Source organism: Flagellimonas olearia (assembly GCF_009184425.1).
GTDB lineage: Bacteria > Bacteroidota > Bacteroidia > Flavobacteriales > Flavobacteriaceae > Flagellimonas > Flagellimonas olearia.
Genome location: NZ_WELG01000001.1, coordinates 1,789,286 through 1,809,000 on the forward strand (window position 1 = coordinate 1,789,286; position 19,715 = coordinate 1,809,000).

General features: G+C 43.8%; 21 protein-coding genes and 2 tRNA genes. 9 read left to right on the top strand and 14 right to left on the bottom strand.

Going from position 1 to position 19,715, the window contains the following annotated elements:
• Positions 1-66: 66 nt before the first annotated feature.
• The 7 genes from F8C76_RS07865 to F8C76_RS07895 all read right to left on the bottom strand — a co-directional run bounded on the left by F8C76_RS07865 (position 67) and on the right by F8C76_RS07895 (position 5,211).
• Positions 67-471, bottom strand: a complete 405-nt coding sequence (locus F8C76_RS07865) for a DsrE family protein (protein WP_170283998.1) — start codon at positions 469-471, stop codon at positions 67-69.
• A 175-nt stretch (positions 472-646) separates the two neighbouring features.
• The gene (locus F8C76_RS07870) at positions 647-1,249 is read right to left on the bottom strand and encodes a hypothetical protein (protein WP_152131188.1); all 603 of its coding nucleotides are present in this window, start codon (positions 1,247-1,249) and stop codon (positions 647-649) included.
• A gap of 225 nt (positions 1,250-1,474) precedes the next feature.
• On the bottom strand, positions 1,475-1,750 hold the full coding sequence (locus F8C76_RS07875) for an ATP-dependent Clp protease adaptor ClpS (RefSeq protein ID WP_116218345.1): 276 nt from the start codon (positions 1,748-1,750) through the stop codon (positions 1,475-1,477).
• A 22-nt stretch (positions 1,751-1,772) separates the two neighbouring features.
• The gene (gene prmA, locus F8C76_RS07880; RefSeq protein ID WP_152131189.1) at positions 1,773-2,606 is read right to left on the bottom strand and encodes a 50S ribosomal protein L11 methyltransferase; all 834 of its coding nucleotides are present in this window, start codon (positions 2,604-2,606) and stop codon (positions 1,773-1,775) included.
• 9 nt (positions 2,607-2,615) lie between these two features.
• Positions 2,616-3,365 carry a triose-phosphate isomerase gene (gene tpiA, locus F8C76_RS07885; protein WP_136565742.1) on the bottom strand — a complete coding sequence of 250 codons (750 nt, stop codon included), beginning with the start codon at positions 3,363-3,365 and terminating at the stop codon, positions 2,616-2,618.
• Positions 3,366-3,389: 24 nt separating this feature from the next.
• Positions 3,390-4,484 carry a BT_3928 family protein gene (locus tag F8C76_RS07890; protein WP_152131190.1) on the bottom strand — a complete coding sequence of 365 codons (1,095 nt, stop codon included), beginning with the start codon at positions 4,482-4,484 and terminating at the stop codon, positions 3,390-3,392.
• Between the two features lie 187 nt (positions 4,485-4,671).
• Positions 4,672-5,211, bottom strand: a complete 540-nt coding sequence (locus F8C76_RS07895; RefSeq protein ID WP_116218349.1) for a DUF1599 domain-containing protein — start codon at positions 5,209-5,211, stop codon at positions 4,672-4,674.
• Between the two features lie 93 nt (positions 5,212-5,304).
• Here F8C76_RS07895 and folP point away from each other — a divergent pair, with 93 nt between their 5' ends.
• From folP to F8C76_RS07910, 3 genes are read left to right on the top strand one after another with little or no spacing between them, the layout of a single operon-like run.
• Positions 5,305-6,138 carry a dihydropteroate synthase gene (folP, locus tag F8C76_RS07900; protein WP_152131191.1) on the top strand — a complete coding sequence of 278 codons (834 nt, stop codon included), beginning with the start codon at positions 5,305-5,307 and terminating at the stop codon, positions 6,136-6,138.
• A gap of 44 nt (positions 6,139-6,182) precedes the next feature.
• On the top strand, positions 6,183-6,968 hold the full coding sequence (gene cdaA, locus F8C76_RS07905) for a diadenylate cyclase CdaA (RefSeq protein ID WP_129653062.1): 786 nt from the start codon (positions 6,183-6,185) through the stop codon (positions 6,966-6,968).
• Positions 6,968-7,732, top strand: coding sequence for a DUF3667 domain-containing protein (locus tag F8C76_RS07910; protein WP_152131192.1), 765 nt, complete (start codon positions 6,968-6,970; stop codon positions 7,730-7,732). The genes cdaA and F8C76_RS07910 overlap by 1 nt, the downstream gene beginning before the upstream one ends.
• Positions 7,733-7,734: 2 nt before the next feature.
• On the opposite strand, the gene F8C76_RS07915 is transcribed toward F8C76_RS07910, so the two are convergent.
• Together F8C76_RS07915 and truA are read right to left on the bottom strand one after the other, a co-directional pair.
• Positions 7,735-9,507 carry an ABC transporter ATP-binding protein gene (locus F8C76_RS07915; protein WP_152131193.1) on the bottom strand — a complete coding sequence of 591 codons (1,773 nt, stop codon included), beginning with the start codon at positions 9,505-9,507 and terminating at the stop codon, positions 7,735-7,737.
• On the bottom strand, positions 9,494-10,246 hold the full coding sequence (truA, locus tag F8C76_RS07920) for a tRNA pseudouridine(38-40) synthase TruA (RefSeq protein WP_152131194.1): 753 nt from the start codon (positions 10,244-10,246) through the stop codon (positions 9,494-9,496). Before truA ends, F8C76_RS07915 begins: the two co-directional genes overlap by 14 nt.
• Before the next feature lie 88 nt (positions 10,247-10,334).
• Here truA and F8C76_RS07925 point away from each other — a divergent pair, with 88 nt between their 5' ends.
• Positions 10,335-10,829 (top strand): metallophosphoesterase family protein, encoded by a 495-nt coding sequence (locus F8C76_RS07925; RefSeq protein WP_152131195.1) that lies wholly within the window; start codon positions 10,335-10,337, stop codon positions 10,827-10,829.
• Between the two features lie 65 nt (positions 10,830-10,894).
• On the opposite strand, the gene F8C76_RS07930 is transcribed toward F8C76_RS07925, so the two are convergent.
• Positions 10,895-11,305 carry a DUF4293 domain-containing protein gene (locus F8C76_RS07930; RefSeq protein ID WP_116218356.1) on the bottom strand — a complete coding sequence of 137 codons (411 nt, stop codon included), beginning with the start codon at positions 11,303-11,305 and terminating at the stop codon, positions 10,895-10,897.
• Positions 11,306-11,499: 194 nt separating this feature from the next.
• Between F8C76_RS07930 and rho the strand changes: the two genes are divergently transcribed.
• The 3 genes from rho to F8C76_RS07945 all read left to right on the top strand — a co-directional run bounded on the left by rho (position 11,500) and on the right by F8C76_RS07945 (position 14,612).
• The gene (rho, locus tag F8C76_RS07935) at positions 11,500-13,092 is read left to right on the top strand and encodes a transcription termination factor Rho (RefSeq protein WP_152131196.1); all 1,593 of its coding nucleotides are present in this window, start codon (positions 11,500-11,502) and stop codon (positions 13,090-13,092) included.
• Between the two features lie 139 nt (positions 13,093-13,231).
• Positions 13,232-13,909, top strand: coding sequence for a hypothetical protein (locus F8C76_RS07940; protein ID WP_152131197.1), 678 nt, complete (start codon positions 13,232-13,234; stop codon positions 13,907-13,909).
• A 13-nt stretch (positions 13,910-13,922) separates the two neighbouring features.
• Positions 13,923-14,612: a hypothetical protein gene (locus F8C76_RS07945; RefSeq protein ID WP_152131198.1), complete on the top strand. Its 690-nt coding sequence runs from the start codon at positions 13,923-13,925 to the stop codon at positions 14,610-14,612.
• 82 nt (positions 14,613-14,694) lie between these two features.
• On the opposite strand, the gene rpsT is transcribed toward F8C76_RS07945, so the two are convergent.
• The 4 genes from rpsT to proS all read right to left on the bottom strand — a co-directional run bounded on the left by rpsT (position 14,695) and on the right by proS (position 16,739).
• On the bottom strand, positions 14,695-14,946 hold the full coding sequence (rpsT, locus tag F8C76_RS07950) for a 30S ribosomal protein S20 (protein WP_129653071.1): 252 nt from the start codon (positions 14,944-14,946) through the stop codon (positions 14,695-14,697).
• 35 nt (positions 14,947-14,981) lie between these two features.
• Positions 14,982-15,053: transfer RNA gene (locus F8C76_RS07955), tRNA-Glu, on the bottom strand.
• 59 nt (positions 15,054-15,112) lie between these two features.
• Positions 15,113-15,184, bottom strand: a tRNA-Glu gene (locus tag F8C76_RS07960).
• A gap of 79 nt (positions 15,185-15,263) precedes the next feature.
• Positions 15,264-16,739: a proline--tRNA ligase gene (gene proS / locus F8C76_RS07965; RefSeq protein ID WP_152131199.1), complete on the bottom strand. Its 1,476-nt coding sequence runs from the start codon at positions 16,737-16,739 to the stop codon at positions 15,264-15,266.
• Positions 16,740-16,833: 94 nt separating this feature from the next.
• Here proS and F8C76_RS07970 point away from each other — a divergent pair, with 94 nt between their 5' ends.
• On the top strand, positions 16,834-18,132 hold the full coding sequence (locus tag F8C76_RS07970) for a hypothetical protein (RefSeq protein WP_152131200.1): 1,299 nt from the start codon (positions 16,834-16,836) through the stop codon (positions 18,130-18,132).
• Between the two features lie 38 nt (positions 18,133-18,170).
• The gene (locus F8C76_RS07975; protein WP_152131201.1) at positions 18,171-19,670 is read left to right on the top strand and encodes an OmpP1/FadL family transporter; all 1,500 of its coding nucleotides are present in this window, start codon (positions 18,171-18,173) and stop codon (positions 19,668-19,670) included.
• The last annotated feature ends 45 nt before the right edge of the window (positions 19,671-19,715 follow it).

The following is a 19,715-nucleotide window of genomic DNA, read 5'->3' on the forward strand; positions in this document are numbered from 1 at the left end:
CAACTCGATTTCGTTTGGACCATGGTTGAAGCATAACTTGGCCAACAAACCATTTAAGAATTCTTCCTAATACGATAAGGTATTGTAGCCTTTGGCCTGTAACTGCAACATACGGATAGATGCGGCCGGCACCGGTTCCACTCCAGGAATCAATTGATCTTTGGTCATTTCGTGCTTGGCCATGGCCACGCTGCATACGGTAATCCTTAGTTTTGATATGTACTTCTCCACCAAAGCTTCAAGCTCGGAACCCTTTACAAGCCCCTTTACAAACTTACCTTTGGTAATAACTTCGTAATCCGTCACCTTGACCCCATTATCCACCAATACATCATACATATTCAAAACCACTTTGAAATGCTTCACATCACTGACCACAAAGGCATATTGACTTGTTTGTTGCAAATCGGACACAGCCTGGTCATCCAACTTTAGCTGCCCATACGACATAGAGGTACCTAGAGTTGTCATAAAAAAGGTTAGAAGAAATAATATTCGAATGGTTCCCATGATGCTTTACTATTTTATTTTTTTGATATATGTGTAAAAATACGGCTATTGATTTTGCTCCTAAACTGAAAATAGTCCCATGTGCAACAATTGGCCTCGATGCTTACCAAACCATAATTTTATATATAGAACAGATTTATCCTTTTAAGGAATCCAAGTTCCTGCGCGCTTCTTTCAATTCCAACTGCAAGCGTTGATTTTCTTCGAGATATTCCAAGCGAATGCGCTCCATCTCCCGCTCAAAATCATCTGCAGGAACATATTGAGGCTCAAATAAACTCTCTTTTAAAATACTGAACAAGGTGAACAAAAAGCTTATGGCCACTGCAGCTATGAGTCCAAAAAGCAATGTTTTTTCCTTTTTGAGTCCTGGGGACTTCTTCTTGAACAATTGCTTTTCCTCTTTGACCTCCTTTTTTGCCGTAGGCAATTGCCCCAAAAAAACATCCCACCTTTCCTCCTCCTTGACATACATGTCCATAAATCCCCCATCATCCAAAAAATCCTGGGTGCTGGGCGTTGAGGCCAACAAAAATATCTCCACCCCATTACCACTCATAATATCCAGTAAATTGGGGTCGTACTCCTGTATGTCCTTTATCAAACGCTCAACAAAGTGTAGGCTGTAATTGGGTCGGAGAAATTCATCGTAGAGGGTCTGTATCTCAAAATAATCCTTTCGGTCCAATGCATATTCCAGAAAACGGTCCTTTAGTTCTGCCTTAAAAAATTCGCCCATTCCCTAGATACGATGTTTTACGATACTGCATTGGTTTTGATGTGTAAAATTAAAGTGACTGGCTCATTATTACCTCAAGTCACAAGTAAAGAATTTGTGATTTTTATTCCATTGTTCGGCAAACACATTAAAATATATGACCTCTTTCAGGAACTTTCCCTGAAAAGGAAAACACGTATTACAAACTTGTTGGGATAAAAATGAACGGCGTAAATAAAAAACGCTTTAAACGATTTCAGCGCTCAATCCGGCCTCCAATAATTGGGAACATTTGGGCTCAAGATAGGAATACTCCCCAGTCTTCACCGTGCATTTACCATTATAGTGTACGATCAAGGAACATTGTTCGGCCTGTTCGGGGGTATGTTCACACACTTTGATCAAGGTTTCAATGACATGGTCAAACGTATTCACATTGTCATTGAACAATACTATCTCATTCTGCTCTACAACCTCTTCCTCGAGAAGCAGGTCTTCCGATTCTTTTTCCCTAGTGCCCATAATCATTGGAGTTAAAGCCTTTCTAATTTACATATTTTGCTGAAATCCAATTGTTCTTTTCCAGATTTTTTTCAAATTGTAATCCGTAGGCTGCACATTTTGAGGAAATTGCATCCAAATCCTCCAAATAAAAGCCACTTAATAAAAGTGTTCCCCCTGAAGTAAGGCACTCCACATAAACAGGAATATCTTCCATTAAAATATTGCGGTTGATGTTGGCCAAGATGACATTGTATTTTTTTCCCTTCAACAAACCACTATCACCTTGAAAGGCCTTAATGCTCTCACAGTCATTCCGTTCTATATTTTCTTGGGTATTTAGATAGCACCATTCGTCAATGTCAATGGCATCCACAGGTCCTGCCCCCTTCTTTTTGGCCAAAATGGCCAAAACCCCGGTTCCGCAACCCATGTCCAATACCGATTTCCCTTGGACATCCATATCCAGAATATGCTGGAGCATCATATGGGTGGTTTCATGGTGCCCGGTTCCAAAACTCATCTTGGGCTCGATCACAATATCGTACTCCACTTCAGCTACGGGGTGGAACGGAGCACGCACCATACACCTATCCCCAACAGTGATGGGATGGAAATTACGCTCCCATTCGGCATTCCAGTTTTGTTGTTGGATTTCTTTTTGGGTCCAAGAAATTTTAAAACCCGGTTGCTGCAGGATATAAAGTCCATCCAAAATATCCTCCCGCCAATCCGATTTTAGAATATAGGCCAAAAGTCCGGTTTCGTTCTCCACAAAACTTTCAAACCCCACCTCTCCCAGTTCGGCAATCAAAATATCCGTTGCCGGTTGGACAGGTTCTATCGTAAAATCATACTCGAGATATACCAATCCCATAATTTCCGATCAAATGGCGTTGATGATGGCCACAAAGTCCGAAGCCACCAAGGAAGCTCCTCCGATCAATCCTCCGTCCACATCGGGTTTGGAAAAAATCTCCTCTGCATTGCCCGGTTTCACACTTCCTCCGTAGAGAATGGAAACTTCATCGGCAATGGAAGCATTATAGGCCTCCGCAATGGTTTTTCGGATAAAGGCATGCATTTCTTGCGCCTGCTCTGGGGAAGCCGTCTCTCCAGTACCGATAGCCCAAACAGGCTCGTAGGCCAAAACGATGTTTTTCCAAGCGCTGGCCTCCAAATGGAACAATCCGTTTTTCAATTGGCTTTCCACTACGGAAAAATGGTTGTCGGATTTCCTGTCTTCCAATTCTTCACCAAAACAAAAAATGGCTTTCAACCCTTTGGCAACAGCGGTGTCCATCTTTTTGGCCAACAGTTCATCGGTTTCGCCAAAGTAAGAACGGCGCTCAGAATGACCCAAGATAACGGTGTCCACATCAAGGTTCAACAGCATATCCGCGGAAATTTCACCGGTGTACGCTCCATTTTCAGCAAAATGCATGTTCTGGGCCGCCACTTTGATGGTGGAGGATTCCAAGCTTCGTTGGGCCGTTTCCAAGTTCACAAAAGTGGGGGCTACGATAACCTCCGCTTTGGTGTCGGGCAGCTTTGCGGAAAGTTCGGCCAACAAAGCCTCGGTCTCTTCCCTGTTCTTGTTCATCTTCCAGTTTCCTGCCACTATCTTCGTTCTCATGTTTTGTTGTTTTGTGGGTTATGTTTAAAGCGTAAGTTTATCTAAATCGTTATAATGCACCTTTTGCTGGATGGTGCCCTTTCGTAAAACCAATATTGCGGGATTGGAGCGCACAATGGTCTTCAATGTGGTCTCATCCGTAAAGTAAAAGTCGAAATCCAATTTATATTTTTGTTCCACCTGATTGGCCAAATCGTCACTTGAAGCCGACATGCCAATCACCGTATACCCTTTTTTCTTTGCTTCATTGGTCACTTGGGCCACTTCGGGGAAAAAATCGTAGTTGCTCTTGGCCAGATCATAGGCCACTACCATAATCAGCTTATCCTCCTCCAAAAGTTCGGCAGCATAATCTTGACCGTCCTTTTCAATGGTAAAATCATGGATGGGAGGTTCGTACCCCGCTTGAATCTGTGTAGTCTCCACATCTATGAACTCGCCTTCCACACTAGGGTATTCCCCATTGGTGACAATGGTTTGCTCGCCCCCGTTTACTTTGAAACGCCAAGCGTATTCGTACAGGGGTTGTGGTGCATCATCCGGAACCGTCATCCCCTCCTGAATGTTGGCGCCAATTTTATAGGGCCGGAAATCCACGGATGGTAAATGGTTGAGAACATGGTTGGCAAATAACATACAGGCCAACAAGGATACTCCGCCCACTATCCAGTTGGTTTTTGTATTGAAAAGTGGAGTGATGTATTTCCGTCCATAAAACAAAATCAGAATAAAAACCAATAACACCACATCTTTGGTGAAGGATTCCCAAGGGGTCAGTTTTACGGCATCACCAAAGCATCCACAATCGGTCACTTTATTGAAATAGGCCGAGTAAAACGTAAGGAAGGTAAAAAATACGATCATCAGCAAAAGACTCCAAACCGTAAGCTTCGGCTTGAACCCGATAAGGAGTAATACGCCCAAAATCACCTCGACAATCACCACCACTATGGAAATGCCCAAGGCCATGGGCAGAAAAAAAGGCAAGTCCAACACCCCAGGGCTAAAATATTCCTCCAATTTGAACGAAAATCCTACGGGATCGTTCAGTTTAATAAGGCCACTGATAATGAAAAGCACCCCTACAAAGATTCTTGAAATCCAAACCAAATATTTCATGTGTGTTTCAAAATAAATTCCAACTTAGCAAAAACCTTAATCTGACACAAATCACACAAATTTTCACCAATGGATTGATGGCTATAGGTATGATATGTAATTGGTAAAAAACTCAACAGTCTTTTTTGTCTTGGTTCTTGACTCTTTTCCCTTTTCTCCTTAATACAATTTCCCTTATCATCTTCTTTTATTTGGAATTTAGATGAATAAGTGCAAAGACTGCATAGTTGATCATATCCTGATAGTTGGCATCCACACCTTCACTTACCAATGTGGCACCTTGATTGTCCTCAATCTGCTTTACACGAAGCAATTTCTGCAGAATAAGGTCCGTCAGCGAACTCACCCGCATATCGCGCCAGGCCTCTCCGTAATCGTGGTTTTTGTCCTCCATCAACTTTTTGGTGATGGCCACTTCGGCATCATATAGGGCAATGGCTTCCTCGGCGGTCAGATCGGGTTGTTCGGCCACTCCTTTTTTAATCTGGATCAGGGCCATGATGGCATAGTTGATGATCCCAATGAATTCTGATTGTTCTCCTTCGTCCACCTTTCGCACATCGTTCTGTTGAAGGCTACGGATGCGTTGGGCCTTGATGAAAATCTGATCGGTCAGGGAGGGTAGGCGCAAAATCCGCCAAGCGGTACCGTAGTCCTGGGCTTTTTTTAAAAACAATTCCCGGCAGGTATGGATCACCGCATCGTACTGTTGGGAAGTCTGCTGCATGTATTGTTGCTAATTTGCGTAAATTTCGTCCAAATAAAAGTGCTCTGGGCACTTTGCCAAAGATAGTGAAACCCAACAAAGGAGATATTTTTTATGACCATAAACTGTAAAGGTGAGCTTATAGATCTTACGGTGCCCAAAGTGATGGGCATTCTTAACCTTACCCCGGATTCTTTTTTTGATGGTGGAACGTACAAGGATGAGAGTTCCATATTGAATCAGGTGGATTACATGTTGAACCATGGGGCCACCTTTATTGATATGGGTGCCTATAGCTCACGCCCTGGAGCGGAACATGTGAATGAGGATGAGGAGTTGAAACGCATGCTGCCGGTCATAGAATTGATCCTAAAAAAATTCCCAGATACCTTGATCTCTGTGGATACCTTCCGGAGCAAGGTCGCCTCGGAAAGTTTGGAACGGGGTGCGGCCATCATCAATGATATTTCCGCAGGCAATTTGGATGAGGAGATGTTCAAAACGGTCGCCCAACACCAAGTACCTTATATTATGATGCACTTGAAAGGCACTCCACAATCCATGCAAAAAGAGGCCACCTATACCGATTTGATCAAAGATCTTAGACATTACTTTTCCGAAAAAGTACAGGAAGCCACTTCCCAAAAAATAAATGACATCATTATAGATCCCGGGTTTGGCTTTGCCAAGACCACCGAGCAAAACTACACCTTGTTGAACCACTTGGATCTTTTCAAGACCTTTGACCTTCCCCTTTTGATCGGGTTGAGCAGAAAATCCATGATCTATAAAGTATTGGATTCCAATCCAAAGGAAGCTTTGAACGGCACAACTTCCCTCCACACCATTGCATTGTTGAAAGGGGCAAATATTCTACGGGCCCACGATGTCAAGGAGGCTATGGAATGCGTAAAACTGGTATCGGCCCTAAAAGCCAATGCCCTCTAGTTTTTGGTTCTTCTATTTTTGCTAATTTTACAAAAACACCGCGGTTGGATTTTCTAAATTTTCTAGAGTTTAAAATCACAGATATCATAGACATCGTCTTAGTGGCCGCGCTACTGTACTACGTGTACAAATTGGTACGAGGCACTGTGGCCATCAATATCTTTATTGGAATCGTCATTGTTTGGGCCTTGTGGAAGCTCACGGAACTGCTGCAAATGAAAATGATCAGTAGTATGGTGGGTGGGTTCATGAACATTGGGCTTATTGCCTTGATCATTGTGTTCCAGCAGGAAATCCGGAAATTTTTATTGATGGTAGGCTCCACCAATCTGGCCTCCAAACGAAATTTTATCCGTCATTTCAAGTTTTTGAAACAGGAAGCCATGCCCTCGGACACGGATGTGGATGCCATTGTTGGCGCCTGCGACCGTATGGCCGACACCAAGACAGGGGCCATCATTGTAATAGAGCGCAACAATTCCTTGGATATTGTCAAGTCTACCGGGGATGTCATGAACATTGAGATCACCCAACCTATTCTGGAAAGTATTTTCTTCAAGAACAGCCCGCTCCATGATGGCGCCATAGTGATCCAGGACAATTTTATTACGGCCACCAGGGTAATTTTACCCGTTTCCAATGACCGCAACATTCCGTTGCGTTTTGGTTTGAGACATAGGGCCGCCGTAGGCATAACGGAGAAAACAGATGCCGTTTGTTTAGTGGTGAGTGAGGAAACCGGTTCTATCTCCTACATTAAAAATGGGGAATTCATTCCTTTTAAAAATTTGGATGAGCTTACTGCCCTCATCAAAAAAGATTTAGGGTAATGCAGTGCAAAAATTGCCATACCAGTTTAAACCCTGACTATGGTTATTGCCCTTCTTGTGGAGCTAAAGTAATCCGTAATAGATTGACCTTAAAAAGTGTGACCCAGGATTTGGGCTATCTGGTCTTTAATCTGGATAACACGCTATTCAAGACTTTTAGACATCTTTTCACCCAACCAGAGCGTGTCATTACCGGCTACATCTCCGGAACCCGAAAAAAACACATGAGTCCAATCAGCTACTTTGCCATAGCTATAACGTTGGTTGGAATTCTGTTTTTTGTGCTTCGGAATGTATACCACATTGATTTGACACCGGGTAACCTCACCAGCAACGGGAAGACACCAAACATGGATTACATATTCGACTATCAGAGTATCATTACCTATTTGATCGTCCCGATGTATGCCTTGATGACATGGTTGCTTTTTTTCGATAAGAAGAAATTAAATTTCACGGAACATCTGGTGGCCAATGCATACATCACCGGTCAGGTTTCCATGGTTCAGGTGATTGTTTGCCTACCCGTATTTGGGCTGACGAACATGAGATATGATCTTTTTACCTGGCTTTTTTTACTCTTGACAGTAACCTACCAATTCTATGTATTCAAAAAAATATACCAAATTGGCTTTGGGAGCACTTTTCTCCGTGGTTTTTTCTACCTAATTCTCTTTGTTATCCTTATGCTGGTCATTGGAACACTGATCCTGTTCGTTTCCATGGCGGCAGGGCGAATATCCATCGAAGATTTTAGGACATAGGATCAGGCAACTTCTTCAGCAAGGAACTGTGCCTCATATAGGTCGCTGTAATACCCTCCTTTTTTCACAAGCTCTTTATGGGTGCCTATTTCAACGATTTGCCCTTGATCCATGACAATGATCTTACTGGCTTTTTTAATGGTAGCGAGTCGGTGGGCAATGATGATGGATGTTCTTCCTTCAGTAATCTTGTCCGTAGCCTGTTGGATCAATTGCTCGGAATAGGTGTCCACAGAGGACGTGGCCTCATCCAAGATCAAAATGCTGGGATTGCTTACGTAGGCCCTCAAAAAGGCAATCAATTGGCGCTGTCCACTGGAAAGCATGGACCCTCTTTCCTTTACATTATATTGGTATCCCCCGGGAAGGCTGGAAATAAAATCGTGCACCCCTATTTGCTTGGCGGCATCCTCTATCTGGGATATGGTTATGGACTCATCACGAAGTGAAATATTATGGGCTATGGTGTCCGCAAACAGGAATACATCCTGCAGTACAATGGCAATATGGGACCTAAGGGATTTCAGGGTATAGTCCTGAATATTCATACCATCCACTAAAATCGAACCTGAATTGATCTCGTAAAACCGGTTGAGCAGGTTGATGATGGTGGACTTTCCGGCTCCCGTTGCCCCAACAATGGCCACGGTCTCACCAGCGTCCACCTTAAACGAAATACCATGGAGTACTTCTTCATCCTTAATGTAACCAAACCGTACATCTTTGAACTCGATATCTCCTTTGACTTCTGCTTTCTCCACATCGCCTTCATCGGCAATATGACTATCGGTATCCAAAATCTTGAACACCCGGTTGGCAGCCACCATTCCCATTTGAAGGGTATTGAACTTATCGGCAATCTGTCGCAATGGTCGGAACAAAAGGTCCATCAGAAAAAAGAAGGCAAAAATGGAACCCGTATCATTAAGGGCCACATTTTCAATATTCTGGATCACCCCAAAATATACCACCATACCAATTCCTATGGAATAGGATATCTCGGCCACGGGGAAGAAAATGGAGTTGTACCAAACCGTCTTGAGCCATGCATTCTGATGTTTCTCGTTGATGGCCCTGAACTTTTCCTTTTCGATTTCCTCCCGGTTAAAAAGCTGCACGATCTTCATCCCGGCGATGCGTTCCTGCACAAAGGAATTGAGGTTGGCCACTTGCGAACGGACCTCGATAAAGGCCACTTTCATGGCTTGCTGGAACAAACGTGTAGCGATCAAGATCACGGGTAAGATGGCAAACACGATCAAGGCCAGTTTCCAATTGGTGTATAGCATAATGGCCGCACCCAACAACATTTTGAGCACATCGGCCACGATCATAAAAAATCCTTGACTGAAAATTTCACCGATACGTTGCATATCCGCAACGGCCCTTGTGACCAAAACCCCAATTGAGGAGTTGTCAAAATAGGTCATCTTAAAGCTCATCATCTTTTCAAAAAGACGGATACGGATATCCTTGATCACGGATTCTCCCAAAAGGTTGGCGTAATAGCTGAACAAAAGTTGTGTGACCACCTGTCCCACCAAGACGGCCAACATAAAAAGTATGGTGGTCAACAATTTTTGACTGTCCTTGTTCTCCAAGGCCTCGTTGACGATGTCACGCACCAAGATGGGAATTTCCACCGCAAAAGCTGCCGAAAGTATGGCCGCAAGTGCCACTACCCAAAAGATGCCCCTATAGGGCTTGGTGTGTGCAAAAATCCGTTTGAACAGACCAAAATCAAATGCTTTTCCTATTTCGTCACTTTTGCTCATCAAATAGTTCTTTTGGATATAAAACCTTGGTCAAATATAATCCTTTTGCCGGGACGGATACCCCTGCCTCTCCCCTATCCTTACTCTCTAATATCATCTTGATATCCTCTGGGTTTATCTTGCCCATCCCTACATCCAGCAACGTTCCCACTATGGCCCGGACCATGTTCCTCAAAAAACGATCTGCCGTGATGGTGAACACCCATTTATCATCCTTCTTTTCCCAAGCAGCCTCTTTCACGTCGCACAAAAAGGTCTTTACATCGCTATTGGATTTGGAAAAACACTCAAAATCCTTACGCCCCAATAAAAGGGAAGCGGCTTGGTTCATCGCTTCCAAATCCAGGGAATGCTTTGCATAATGGGCAAAGTCGAAATAAAAGGGGTTCTTTTCCTGAACCAACCAATACTCATAGGTCCGTTCAACCGCATCAAACCGGGCATGGGCTTCGGGAACCATGCGAAATATCCCTTGAACGGAAACATCTTCGGGCAAAAAGGCATTGAGTCTATATACTAGCTCCTGCCCGTCCCCAATATCATCAAAATCGAAATGGGCAAACATCTCCTTCGCATGCACACCGGTATCGGTCCTGCCCGCCCCCACGACACTCAATTTCTGTCGCAAAAGAGTGGACAAGGCTTTCTCAAGCACTTCCTGCACGGTAATGGCATTGGGTTGGTTCTGCCATCCGTGGTATGCTTTCCCGAAATAGGAAAATTGGATAAAATATCTCAAAGGAATCCCTTACTTTTAAGTCGTTAAAGATAATCCAATCCCCTCCAACACGAACCCAAGCCTTGTTTTTTAGCATATTTTTAGCGTTATGACCAAGATTCTTTTGCTTTCGGACACCCACGGACACATGGACCCCATCATCTTAAAATATGCGGCACAGGCCGATGAAATATGGCATGCAGGGGACATTGGAAGCTTGGAGGTGACCGACCAATTGGAGGCCTTAAGACCTGTTCGCGGGGTACATGGCAATATTGACGACCATGTGATTCAAAAGGAATTTCCAGAAAACAACAGGTTTATGTGTGAGGGCGTGGATGTATGGATCACACATATAGGGGGCTATCCGAACAGATATAATGTCAGGGTACGCGATGAGATTCGCCACAATCCCCCAAAACTCTTCATCTGTGGGCATTCCCATATCTTAAAGGTGATGAACGACAAAAAACTGGGACTGCTCCATATGAATCCAGGAGCGTGCGGCAAACATGGGTTCCATCAAGTGCGAACCATGCTACGGTTTGTGATCGATGGGGATAAAATATCTGATCTGGAGGTGATTGAATTGGGACAACGGTAATCTAAAACAAAAATCCCGACCTAGGCCGGGATTTTCTTCGCACTAATACTACTAAGATGTTAGGTTTAACGTAAGCGATCAACAGATTTTACAAGATCTTCATCCTTTTTGATAGCCCTGTTGGCCAGGACCAGAAAAACGATAGAAAATACAGGAATCAGCATCCCAATACCCTTCTCAGAGACCTGGGTCTCTCCGGATAGACTTAGCGACCGATAAACGAAAAATCCTAGTAAAAAAAGATTCAATATCATATTCAATCTGTTTACCACAAATTGATTTTGTCTGTTCTTGTACATCAAAATGGATACTACGGCCAAGACCGCAGATACATAAAACACAATGCTGACCAACACTTCATTTTGGGCATAGATTTCCGCTCCATCAACCGTTACCCACAAATTCAGAAAAAAGGGAAGTACACCCGTCAACAGGGCCACTACCAGCAAAAAAAACGTCTGAATCCGTTGAATCATTGTGCAAATTGCTTTGGAAATGCAAAAATAGGCGTCTTTTTGAAAAATGAGCCCTTATTCTTAAAAAATAATTTGTATACTTGTGGCGTTATTAGCGAAGTACTTACCCAGGAAATCTTTCCTCCAGTAGCACCCCAATAACTTTTACTTCAATTATTTTCAGATTTAGACACGTTTAACTTATTCATCACTTAATGTTCGAGATTTCAGATCTAAAAGCTAAAAAGCTTCCTGAACTGCAAGAAATTGCAAAGGGCCTTAATGTTCCCAAATTCAAGTCCTTAAAGAAATTGGACTTGGTATACCAAATTCTTGATGTACAGGCATCCAACCCAAAAGCGGTAGTAGAGAGCGCAGCTGCTCCTGAGAAAAAAGCTGCAACTCCCAAACCCCGACGCGAAAGAACTCCACGCCCCAAGGCGCAAGCTCCTGCCCAGGAGCAAAAAAACACCCCCAAAGAAACCACTGAGAATATAAAAGAAACAGGTTCCGAGGAGAAAAAAGAGGAAAACAAAGTACATGCTCCCAAAAAAGAGCACAAACAGAACAGTCCACAAAAAGGGCAAAACAACAGGAGAAACAACCAACACCAAAAAAGCAATTCGCACGACAAAAAGAACAATAATTTTGACAAAGACTTGAAAAACAGGTACAAAGAGCCTGAATTTGAGTTTGATAGCATTATTGAGAGCGAAGGTGTATTGGACATCATGCAAGATGGATATGGGTTCTTGCGTTCTTCGGACTACAACTACCTTTCCTCTCCCGATGATATTTATGTATCGCAATCCCAAATTAGATTGTTTGGTCTAAAATCTGGAGATACCGTTTTAGGAAACATCAGACCTCCGAAAGAAGGTGAAAAATATTTCCCTTTGATCAAGGTGAACAAAATCAACGGTTTGGACCCACAAGTGGTTCGTGACCGCGTTGCTTTTGAGCACTTGACCCCTTTGTTCCCAAAGGAAAAATTTAAATTGGCAGAAAGACAGAGCACTATCTCAACACGAATCATGGATTTGTTCTCACCCATTGGTAAAGGGCAACGTGGTATGATTGTATCACAGCCCAAAACAGGTAAGACCATGCTCTTGAAGGATATCGCCAATGCCATTGCCGCCAACCATCCTGAGGTATACCAGATTATCCTGTTGATTGACGAACGTCCTGAAGAGGTCACCGACATGCAACGTAATGTACGTGGCGAGGTGGTCGCCTCTACCTTTGACAAGGAGGCTTCCGAGCACGTGCGCGTAGCCAATATTGTATTGGACAAAGCCAAAAGATTGGTGGAATGCGGTCATGATGTGGTTATCCTTTTGGATTCCATCACACGTTTGGCCCGTGCCTACAATACGGTACAGCCTGCTTCCGGAAAGGTATTGAGTGGTGGTGTTGATGCAAACGCCCTACACAAGCCCAAAAGGTTCTTTGGTGCTGCCAGGAATATTGAGAATGGTGGGTCTCTTTCCATCATCGCCACAGCATTGACAGAGACCGGTTCCAAAATGGACGAGGTTATCTTTGAGGAATTCAAGGGTACGGGTAACATGGAACTTCAGTTGGATAGACGTATTTCCAACCGAAGGATCTTCCCTGCCATCGACCTTATTTCTTCCTCTACGCGAAGAGATGATTTGCTATTGGATGAAAATACCATTCAACGTATGTGGATCATGCGCAAGTATTTAGCGGACATGAACCCGGTTGAGGCCATGGAATTCATGGAACAGCGCATAAAGCAAACCAGGAACAACGAAGAGTTCCTATTGACTATGAATGAATAGTTATTTTTTTTAAAATACTGTAATTCAATAGTTTAAAAACCCTCAGGAAAATTCCTGAGGGTTTTTTCTTTACCCGTTTTAAAGAAAAAGCATATCTTTAAATCGTTTCCTCAAAACCGAACTTTAATACTTTGAAAAGATGAAAAAAAACAGAAAAATAGCAGCTATTGGTCTAGGTGCTTTTTTACTCATGCTTGGAGCGTGTCAGCAAGCTCCAAAAAAGGAAGAATCCACAGAATCCAATGCCGCTGAACAATCCCAAGAAAGGATTGAGCCCCCCAAAGGAATCATTTCCTTGGAAGAATCAAAGTCCCTTTACGACAATTACACCAAGAACAGGGCTGAAATCATTCAACAGTTTGAAGCAGAACGCAGCCCGGAAAGCAAGTTTGAAGTTGCCCGGTTCACCGCATTCAGCTACGAAGAAATCAAACAATACATGGCTTTCTTGGAGCAAGAAGCCCAAAATGCCCAAGTGGACATTTCTTCGCTTCGTTTTTATTTTGCCAATTATCCAGACCAGGAAGATTTCCCCGATGGGAAAAAAATTGTGCATCCCAGACAGAACTCACTTTTTATCGTTCCCGCCATGAAAGCGGATGGCGGTGAATACGGGTTCTATATTGGTGCTGATGGCAAAGCAAAACTCATCAAGAATGCCGTAGGGCAAACCGAAGTGGGTAGCACCATCGACAACAAACAAAAATCGCAGGCCAGTTTTGTTCCCAGCCTTAGTAGCCCCGCAAGTACCGCAGGAGAACAAAGCCTTGCCTTAAATAGAGGGAACTCATCCCCTCCACCATGGACTGATTATTAATTAATAGACCGTCATGGTCCAAGAGCTCTACACTTTTTTAAAGGATCAGTACTACCTTCCTTTGTACTTGTTGACATGGCTGATATCGGTATTTACGTATAGACGGTATTTTGACACCGTTTTGAAATACTTACCTATGTTCATTGCCTACACCTTCTTTACGGAGTTGCTCGGCTATTTCATTAAGTATTATGAAGACTTCCAGTTCTTCTCGGATGAGCGGTACGCTTGGCGCAATATCATCATTTATAATATCTACCAGATCATTACATTTTTGTTTTTCTGCCGGATATACTATAAAACCATTCAATCCAAGCAGTATAAAAAATGGATACAATACGGGGTTATTTTGATGCTATTGGGGTATGTGATAAACATTTTCTTTAAAAATCCCTTTTATGAAGGCCTCTTCTATGGAGATATTGTAGGATCTTGGGTTTTGATCATGAGCATCATTTTTTACTTTAAGGAAAAAAGGCGGGAAATCAATCCCTATCCGCAAAAGAACAACCTGTTGTTTTGGATAAGTTTGGGCAGTCTCATCTTTTATCTGACAGTACCCTATATATTAATGATTGGCCACACCAATGCAAACCTGTGGTTCTATTTACATTTGCGAAGCGCCCTGCTCTTTCTCATTCTGGTCATGTACATCTTTTTTATCATTGGTTTATTGTTGGGTCAGCGAAAAGCCTTCCGTTGAACATATCCAAAGAAGAGAAAAGTTCAAACCATAAAAAAAGCTCCCAATATGGGAGCTTTTTTATACTGAATCATGGCCAATGTTACATTCCTGCAACTCTGCTCATCAATTTGCTTTTCAAGTTGGAAGCCTTATTGGTGTGGATGATATTCTTCTTCGCCAATTTATCGATCATTCCAACAACGGTAGGCAACAAAGCCTCTGCAGCTTTCTTGTCTTCTTCGTTACGCAATTTCTTGATGGCATTACGCACGGTTTTGTGCTGATACCTGTTGCGCAAGCGTACTGCTTCGTTTCTTCTGATTCTCTTTAATGCTGACTTATGGTTTGCCATTGCCTAAATTTATACTTTCTAAATCCTTTTTTTTGTAGCCCGTAGGGGAATCGAACCCCTGTTACCAGGATGAAAACCTGGCGTCCTAACCCCTAGACGAACGGGCCGTAATTAATTTGAAAACCCGATCAAAGACCAGTGTTTTCCAGTATTCCATTGAACTTTGTAGCCCGTAGGGGAATCGAACCCCTGTTACCAGGATGAAAACCTGGCGTCCTAACCCCTAGACGAACGGGCCATAAGGTTGCACAATTGCGGATGCAAAAATACAACTATTTTTAAGTCTTGCAACAGTAATTATTATTTTTTGCACCTACTTAATAAGCCTTTGCAAACAATACCCTTTGGGTTGATGGTTTTCCTGTTACCATACAGACTCCCTCTTCCTTTTCCTCATTCAACGGAATGCAGCGAATAGTGGCCTTGGTCTCTTCCTTTACCCGCTCTTCGGTTTCGCCCGTTCCGTCCCAATGCGCGGAAACAAATCCACCCTTTTCCTCAATCACCCGCTTGAACTCCTCATAGGTATCCACCTGGGTGATATGATCTTTTCTATATGCCAGGGCCTTATTATAAATGTTCTCTTGGATGTCATCCATGAGCGACACCACCTTTTCCACAACATCTTCCGCCTTTACAGACTCTTTTTGCATGGTATCCCTTCGAGCCACTTCATAGGTTCCATTTTCCAAATCGCGTTGCCCAACGGCCAAACGCACGGGAACTCCTTTCAACTCATATTCATTGAACTTGAATCCCGGTTTATGGGTATCCCTTTTATCATATTTAACGGAAAGTCCCTTGGAACGCAGTTCTTTTACCAAGGGTTCCACTTTTTCAGAAATGGCATCCAGTTGGTCCAATCCTTTATAAATAGGCACAATCACCACTTGAATGGGCGCCAGTTTCGGCGGAAGCACCAAACCATTGTCATCACTGTGCGTCATGACCAAAGCTCCCATGAGTCGTGTGGAAACCCCCCAAGAGGTAGCCCATACATATTCCTGTTTTCCTTCTTTATTGGCGAATTTCACGTCAAATGCCTTGGCAAAGTTCTGCCCCAAAAAGTGCGAGGTTCCTGCTTGGAGCGCCTTTCCATCCTGCATCAATGCCTCAATACAGTAGGTTTCCTCCGCTCCTGCAAAACGCTCACTGGCCGTTTTGGTTCCCTTCATTACCGGAACACCCATATGCTCTTCAACAAACTCGGCATATACGTTCATCATCTGCTCCGCTTCGGCCACGGCTTCTTCCCGAGTGGCATGGGCCGTATGGCCTTCTTGCCATAAAAACTCCGCCGTGCGTAAAAAGAGACGCGTACGCATTTCCCATCGCACCACATTGGCCCATTGGTTCACCATGATGGGCAAATCGCGATAGGACTGCACCCATCTTCTATACGTATCCCAGATAATGGTTTCAGAAGTAGGACGCACAATGAGCTCTTCCTCCAACTTGGCATCCTCGTCCACTATGATCCCACTACCATCTTCTGCATTCTTCAGACGATAGTGTGTTACCACTGCACATTCCTTCGCAAAACCTTCTACGTGACTTGCTTCCTTACTTAAGTAAGATTTCGGAATGAATAAGGGGAAATAGGCATTCTCATGACCTGTTTCCTTAAACATTTTATCCAATTGGGCCTGCATCTTTTCCCATATGGCATAGCCATAGGGTTTAATGACCATACACCCTCTAACTCCCGAATTCTCAGCCAAATCTGACTTTACGACAAGTTCATTATACCATTTGGAATAATCCTCTGCTCTACTCGTTAAATTTTTACCCATCTACTATAGTTTGGCACAAAACTTGTGATTTCATTAGCAAAATAATTCGGTAAAACTAGTTATTTTTAATATGTTCAACAATAAAAATTGCGCAATGATAAAGTTACTACCCCACAGAAAATTCCAAGCTTTTGCCATACTCCCAGTGGCCACCCTCCTTGTGGCTTCCTGTGGATCGTATCAGCAAGCTTCGTATTACGAAGATGGCATTTATTCCAGCGGTGACCGCGTGGTCCGTGTAGAGAAAAAATCTGCAGAGGCCATGCGCATTGAGGAACAGGAACAAAACATATATGGCGATTATTTTGGCCAAAAGGCTGATGAATATGCTGAAATATTGGACGAGGAAATCTTCACCGATATTGACAACTATTCCAGTCAAATGCAAAACGATACCATTCCATTAGGCGAACAAACCGACTATTTCGCCTACAACAATACCTATAATGGCAATCCTGGATGGGGGGACAACCCTACCAGTCTTACCATCAACGTGTACGACAACAATTGGGGATGGGGCGGCTATTACGGCTGGAACGACCCTTATTGGAGTTTTGGATGGGGCTATCCCTACTACAGCTGGGGATGGGGCTGGAACAGGCCTTGGAGATATAACCGTTGGGGCTGGGGATATGCAGGTTACTACGGCTGGGGTGGTTACCCCTACTATGGTGGCTGGGGATACGCAGGCTACTATGGTGGTTGGGGCGGATACTACAACTACGGCTGGAGACCCTATTATAATAACAACTATTACGGCAGAAATTATGCCTATAATCGAACTCGTAGGGGGTACAACACCATTCCCGGTACAACCCTTAGAAGAAGTTCCAATTTGGCCGCTAGGACCAGAACAAGCGGATACACCTCAAGATACAGGACGGACAGTGGACGTTCCAATTTAAGCAGAAGAACGGCTACTTCCTCAAGGAGCTCCAGAACTTATAGCGGTTTGGGCTCAAGAAGAACCGTGAGTGCCGATGCCATAGCACGGAACAGGGATTACAGAAGCAGTAGAAGTACGCGGACCACTCCCAGATATAGCAATGGTGGTTCCAGTACATACCGATCTTACGGAAGCTCTCCTTCCACAAGAAGCAGTGGCACCTACAGACGAAGCGGAACCGTGAACCGTAGTTCTTCCTCACCAAATTATCGTAGCTCCGGCAGAAGCACCAGAAGTTACCAATCTTCACGTAGTAGTGCTCCAAGTCGAAGCAACTACAGCAGGTCTTCTTCTGGATCAAGTTCAAGAAGCAGTGGCTACCGAAGCAGTGGCTCCAGCTCCAGAAGTAGTGGAAGCTACCGAAGTTCCGGAAGCAGCTCCAGAAGTTCTGGAGGTAGATCTAGCGGTGGCTCGCGCTCATCAGGAAGAAGTGGCGGAAGACAGTAAATCCCAGAAATCCATCTTAACTCATTAAAAAATTGAAAATGAAACGAATCTCAACTTTCATAATGGTATTGGCATGCACTTTTGCAACGGCACAAACCATAGACGATGTCTTGCGATACAGCACCGAAAATATTCAGGGAACGGCCAGGTTCCAAGCCATGGGCGGTGCATTTGGCGCACTTGGTGGCGATTTATCGGCCTTAAATGTGAACCCTGCCGGCTCAGCGGTATTCAATTTCAGTGAACTGAGCGTCACCGGATCCAACTACCACAGAAACAATGACGCCCTTTTTGGGAACAGCCTTCGAAATACCACAGACAATTCACTGGAATTCAATCAAATTGGAGGGGTTTTGGTTTTCAAATCAGCAAACAGTCCATGGCAGAAACTTGCATTGGCCTTCAACTATGACATGGTCCAAAACTTTGACGACAAATTTGTTGCTGAAGGAAATACCGCTTTGGGCATAGACAACTACTTTTTAAACTTTGCGCAGGGACAAGCCCTAGGCCCCTTGCGTGTGCAACAAGGTGAATATATAGAGGATGCCTATCTGGACATTGGGTCCAGTCTTGGATTTGGTGCCCAACAAGCCTTTCTCGGGTTCCAAGCAGGTATTATTGAACCTACCGCGGACGATGATAACAACACTTCCTATTTTTCCAATGCGGAATACAACAGTGTCAATCAGGAATACCGACAGAGCACCAGCGGCTACAACAGCAAGTTTACCGTGAACTTTGCAGGGCAATACCAAGAAAATCTTTATTTGGGAGCTTCCTTGAACTTCCATAATATTTTGTACGATAGAGTCACTTTTATGGATGAAACTGGATACAATCAGGATTCACCCGTGCAATTCACCACCTTTGACAATCTTTTGCACACAGAGGGATATGGATTTTCCTTCAGTTTGGGCGCCATAGCCAAATTGAACGAAAGTGTCCGTGTTGGCGGTAGCTATCAATCCCCTACCTGGTATGAGTTGACGGACGATACCTCGCAGCGCATCAACTCTTCATTGGCGGTGTCCGACATCAATTTTATTGACTTTGGCATCGTGAACCTCTACGAAGAATATCGAATCAAGACTCCGGGTAAACTTACCGGAAGCGTTGCGATTGTATTTGCACAGGATGGCCTCTTGAGTTTTGACTATGGATACCAAGACATGTCCCAAGCGGAACTTAGACCTACATCAGATCCAAATTTTTCTTCGGAAAACGATTTTATCGCAGACGCCTTGGGCGTGGTGAACACCTATCGATTGGGTGGGGAATTCCGTATTGATGAAGTAAGTTTGAGAGCGGGATATCGCTACGAACAAAGTCCTTACGAAAATGGGGAGATCATTGGAGACCTGAATGGTTTCTCTGGAGGTATTGGCTATAGCTTTGGTGGAAGCAGACTGGATTTGGCCTTTAGCCGAACAGAACAGGATGTAAATACCTTCCTGTTTGATTCCGGTATCAACAGCGCTGCCATGATCAATAGGATCAACACCAATATCTCCTTGGGATATACGGTCAAGTTCTAACGTAACGTATTTTGAAAAAACACAAGGTCGGAGGAATTCCGGCCT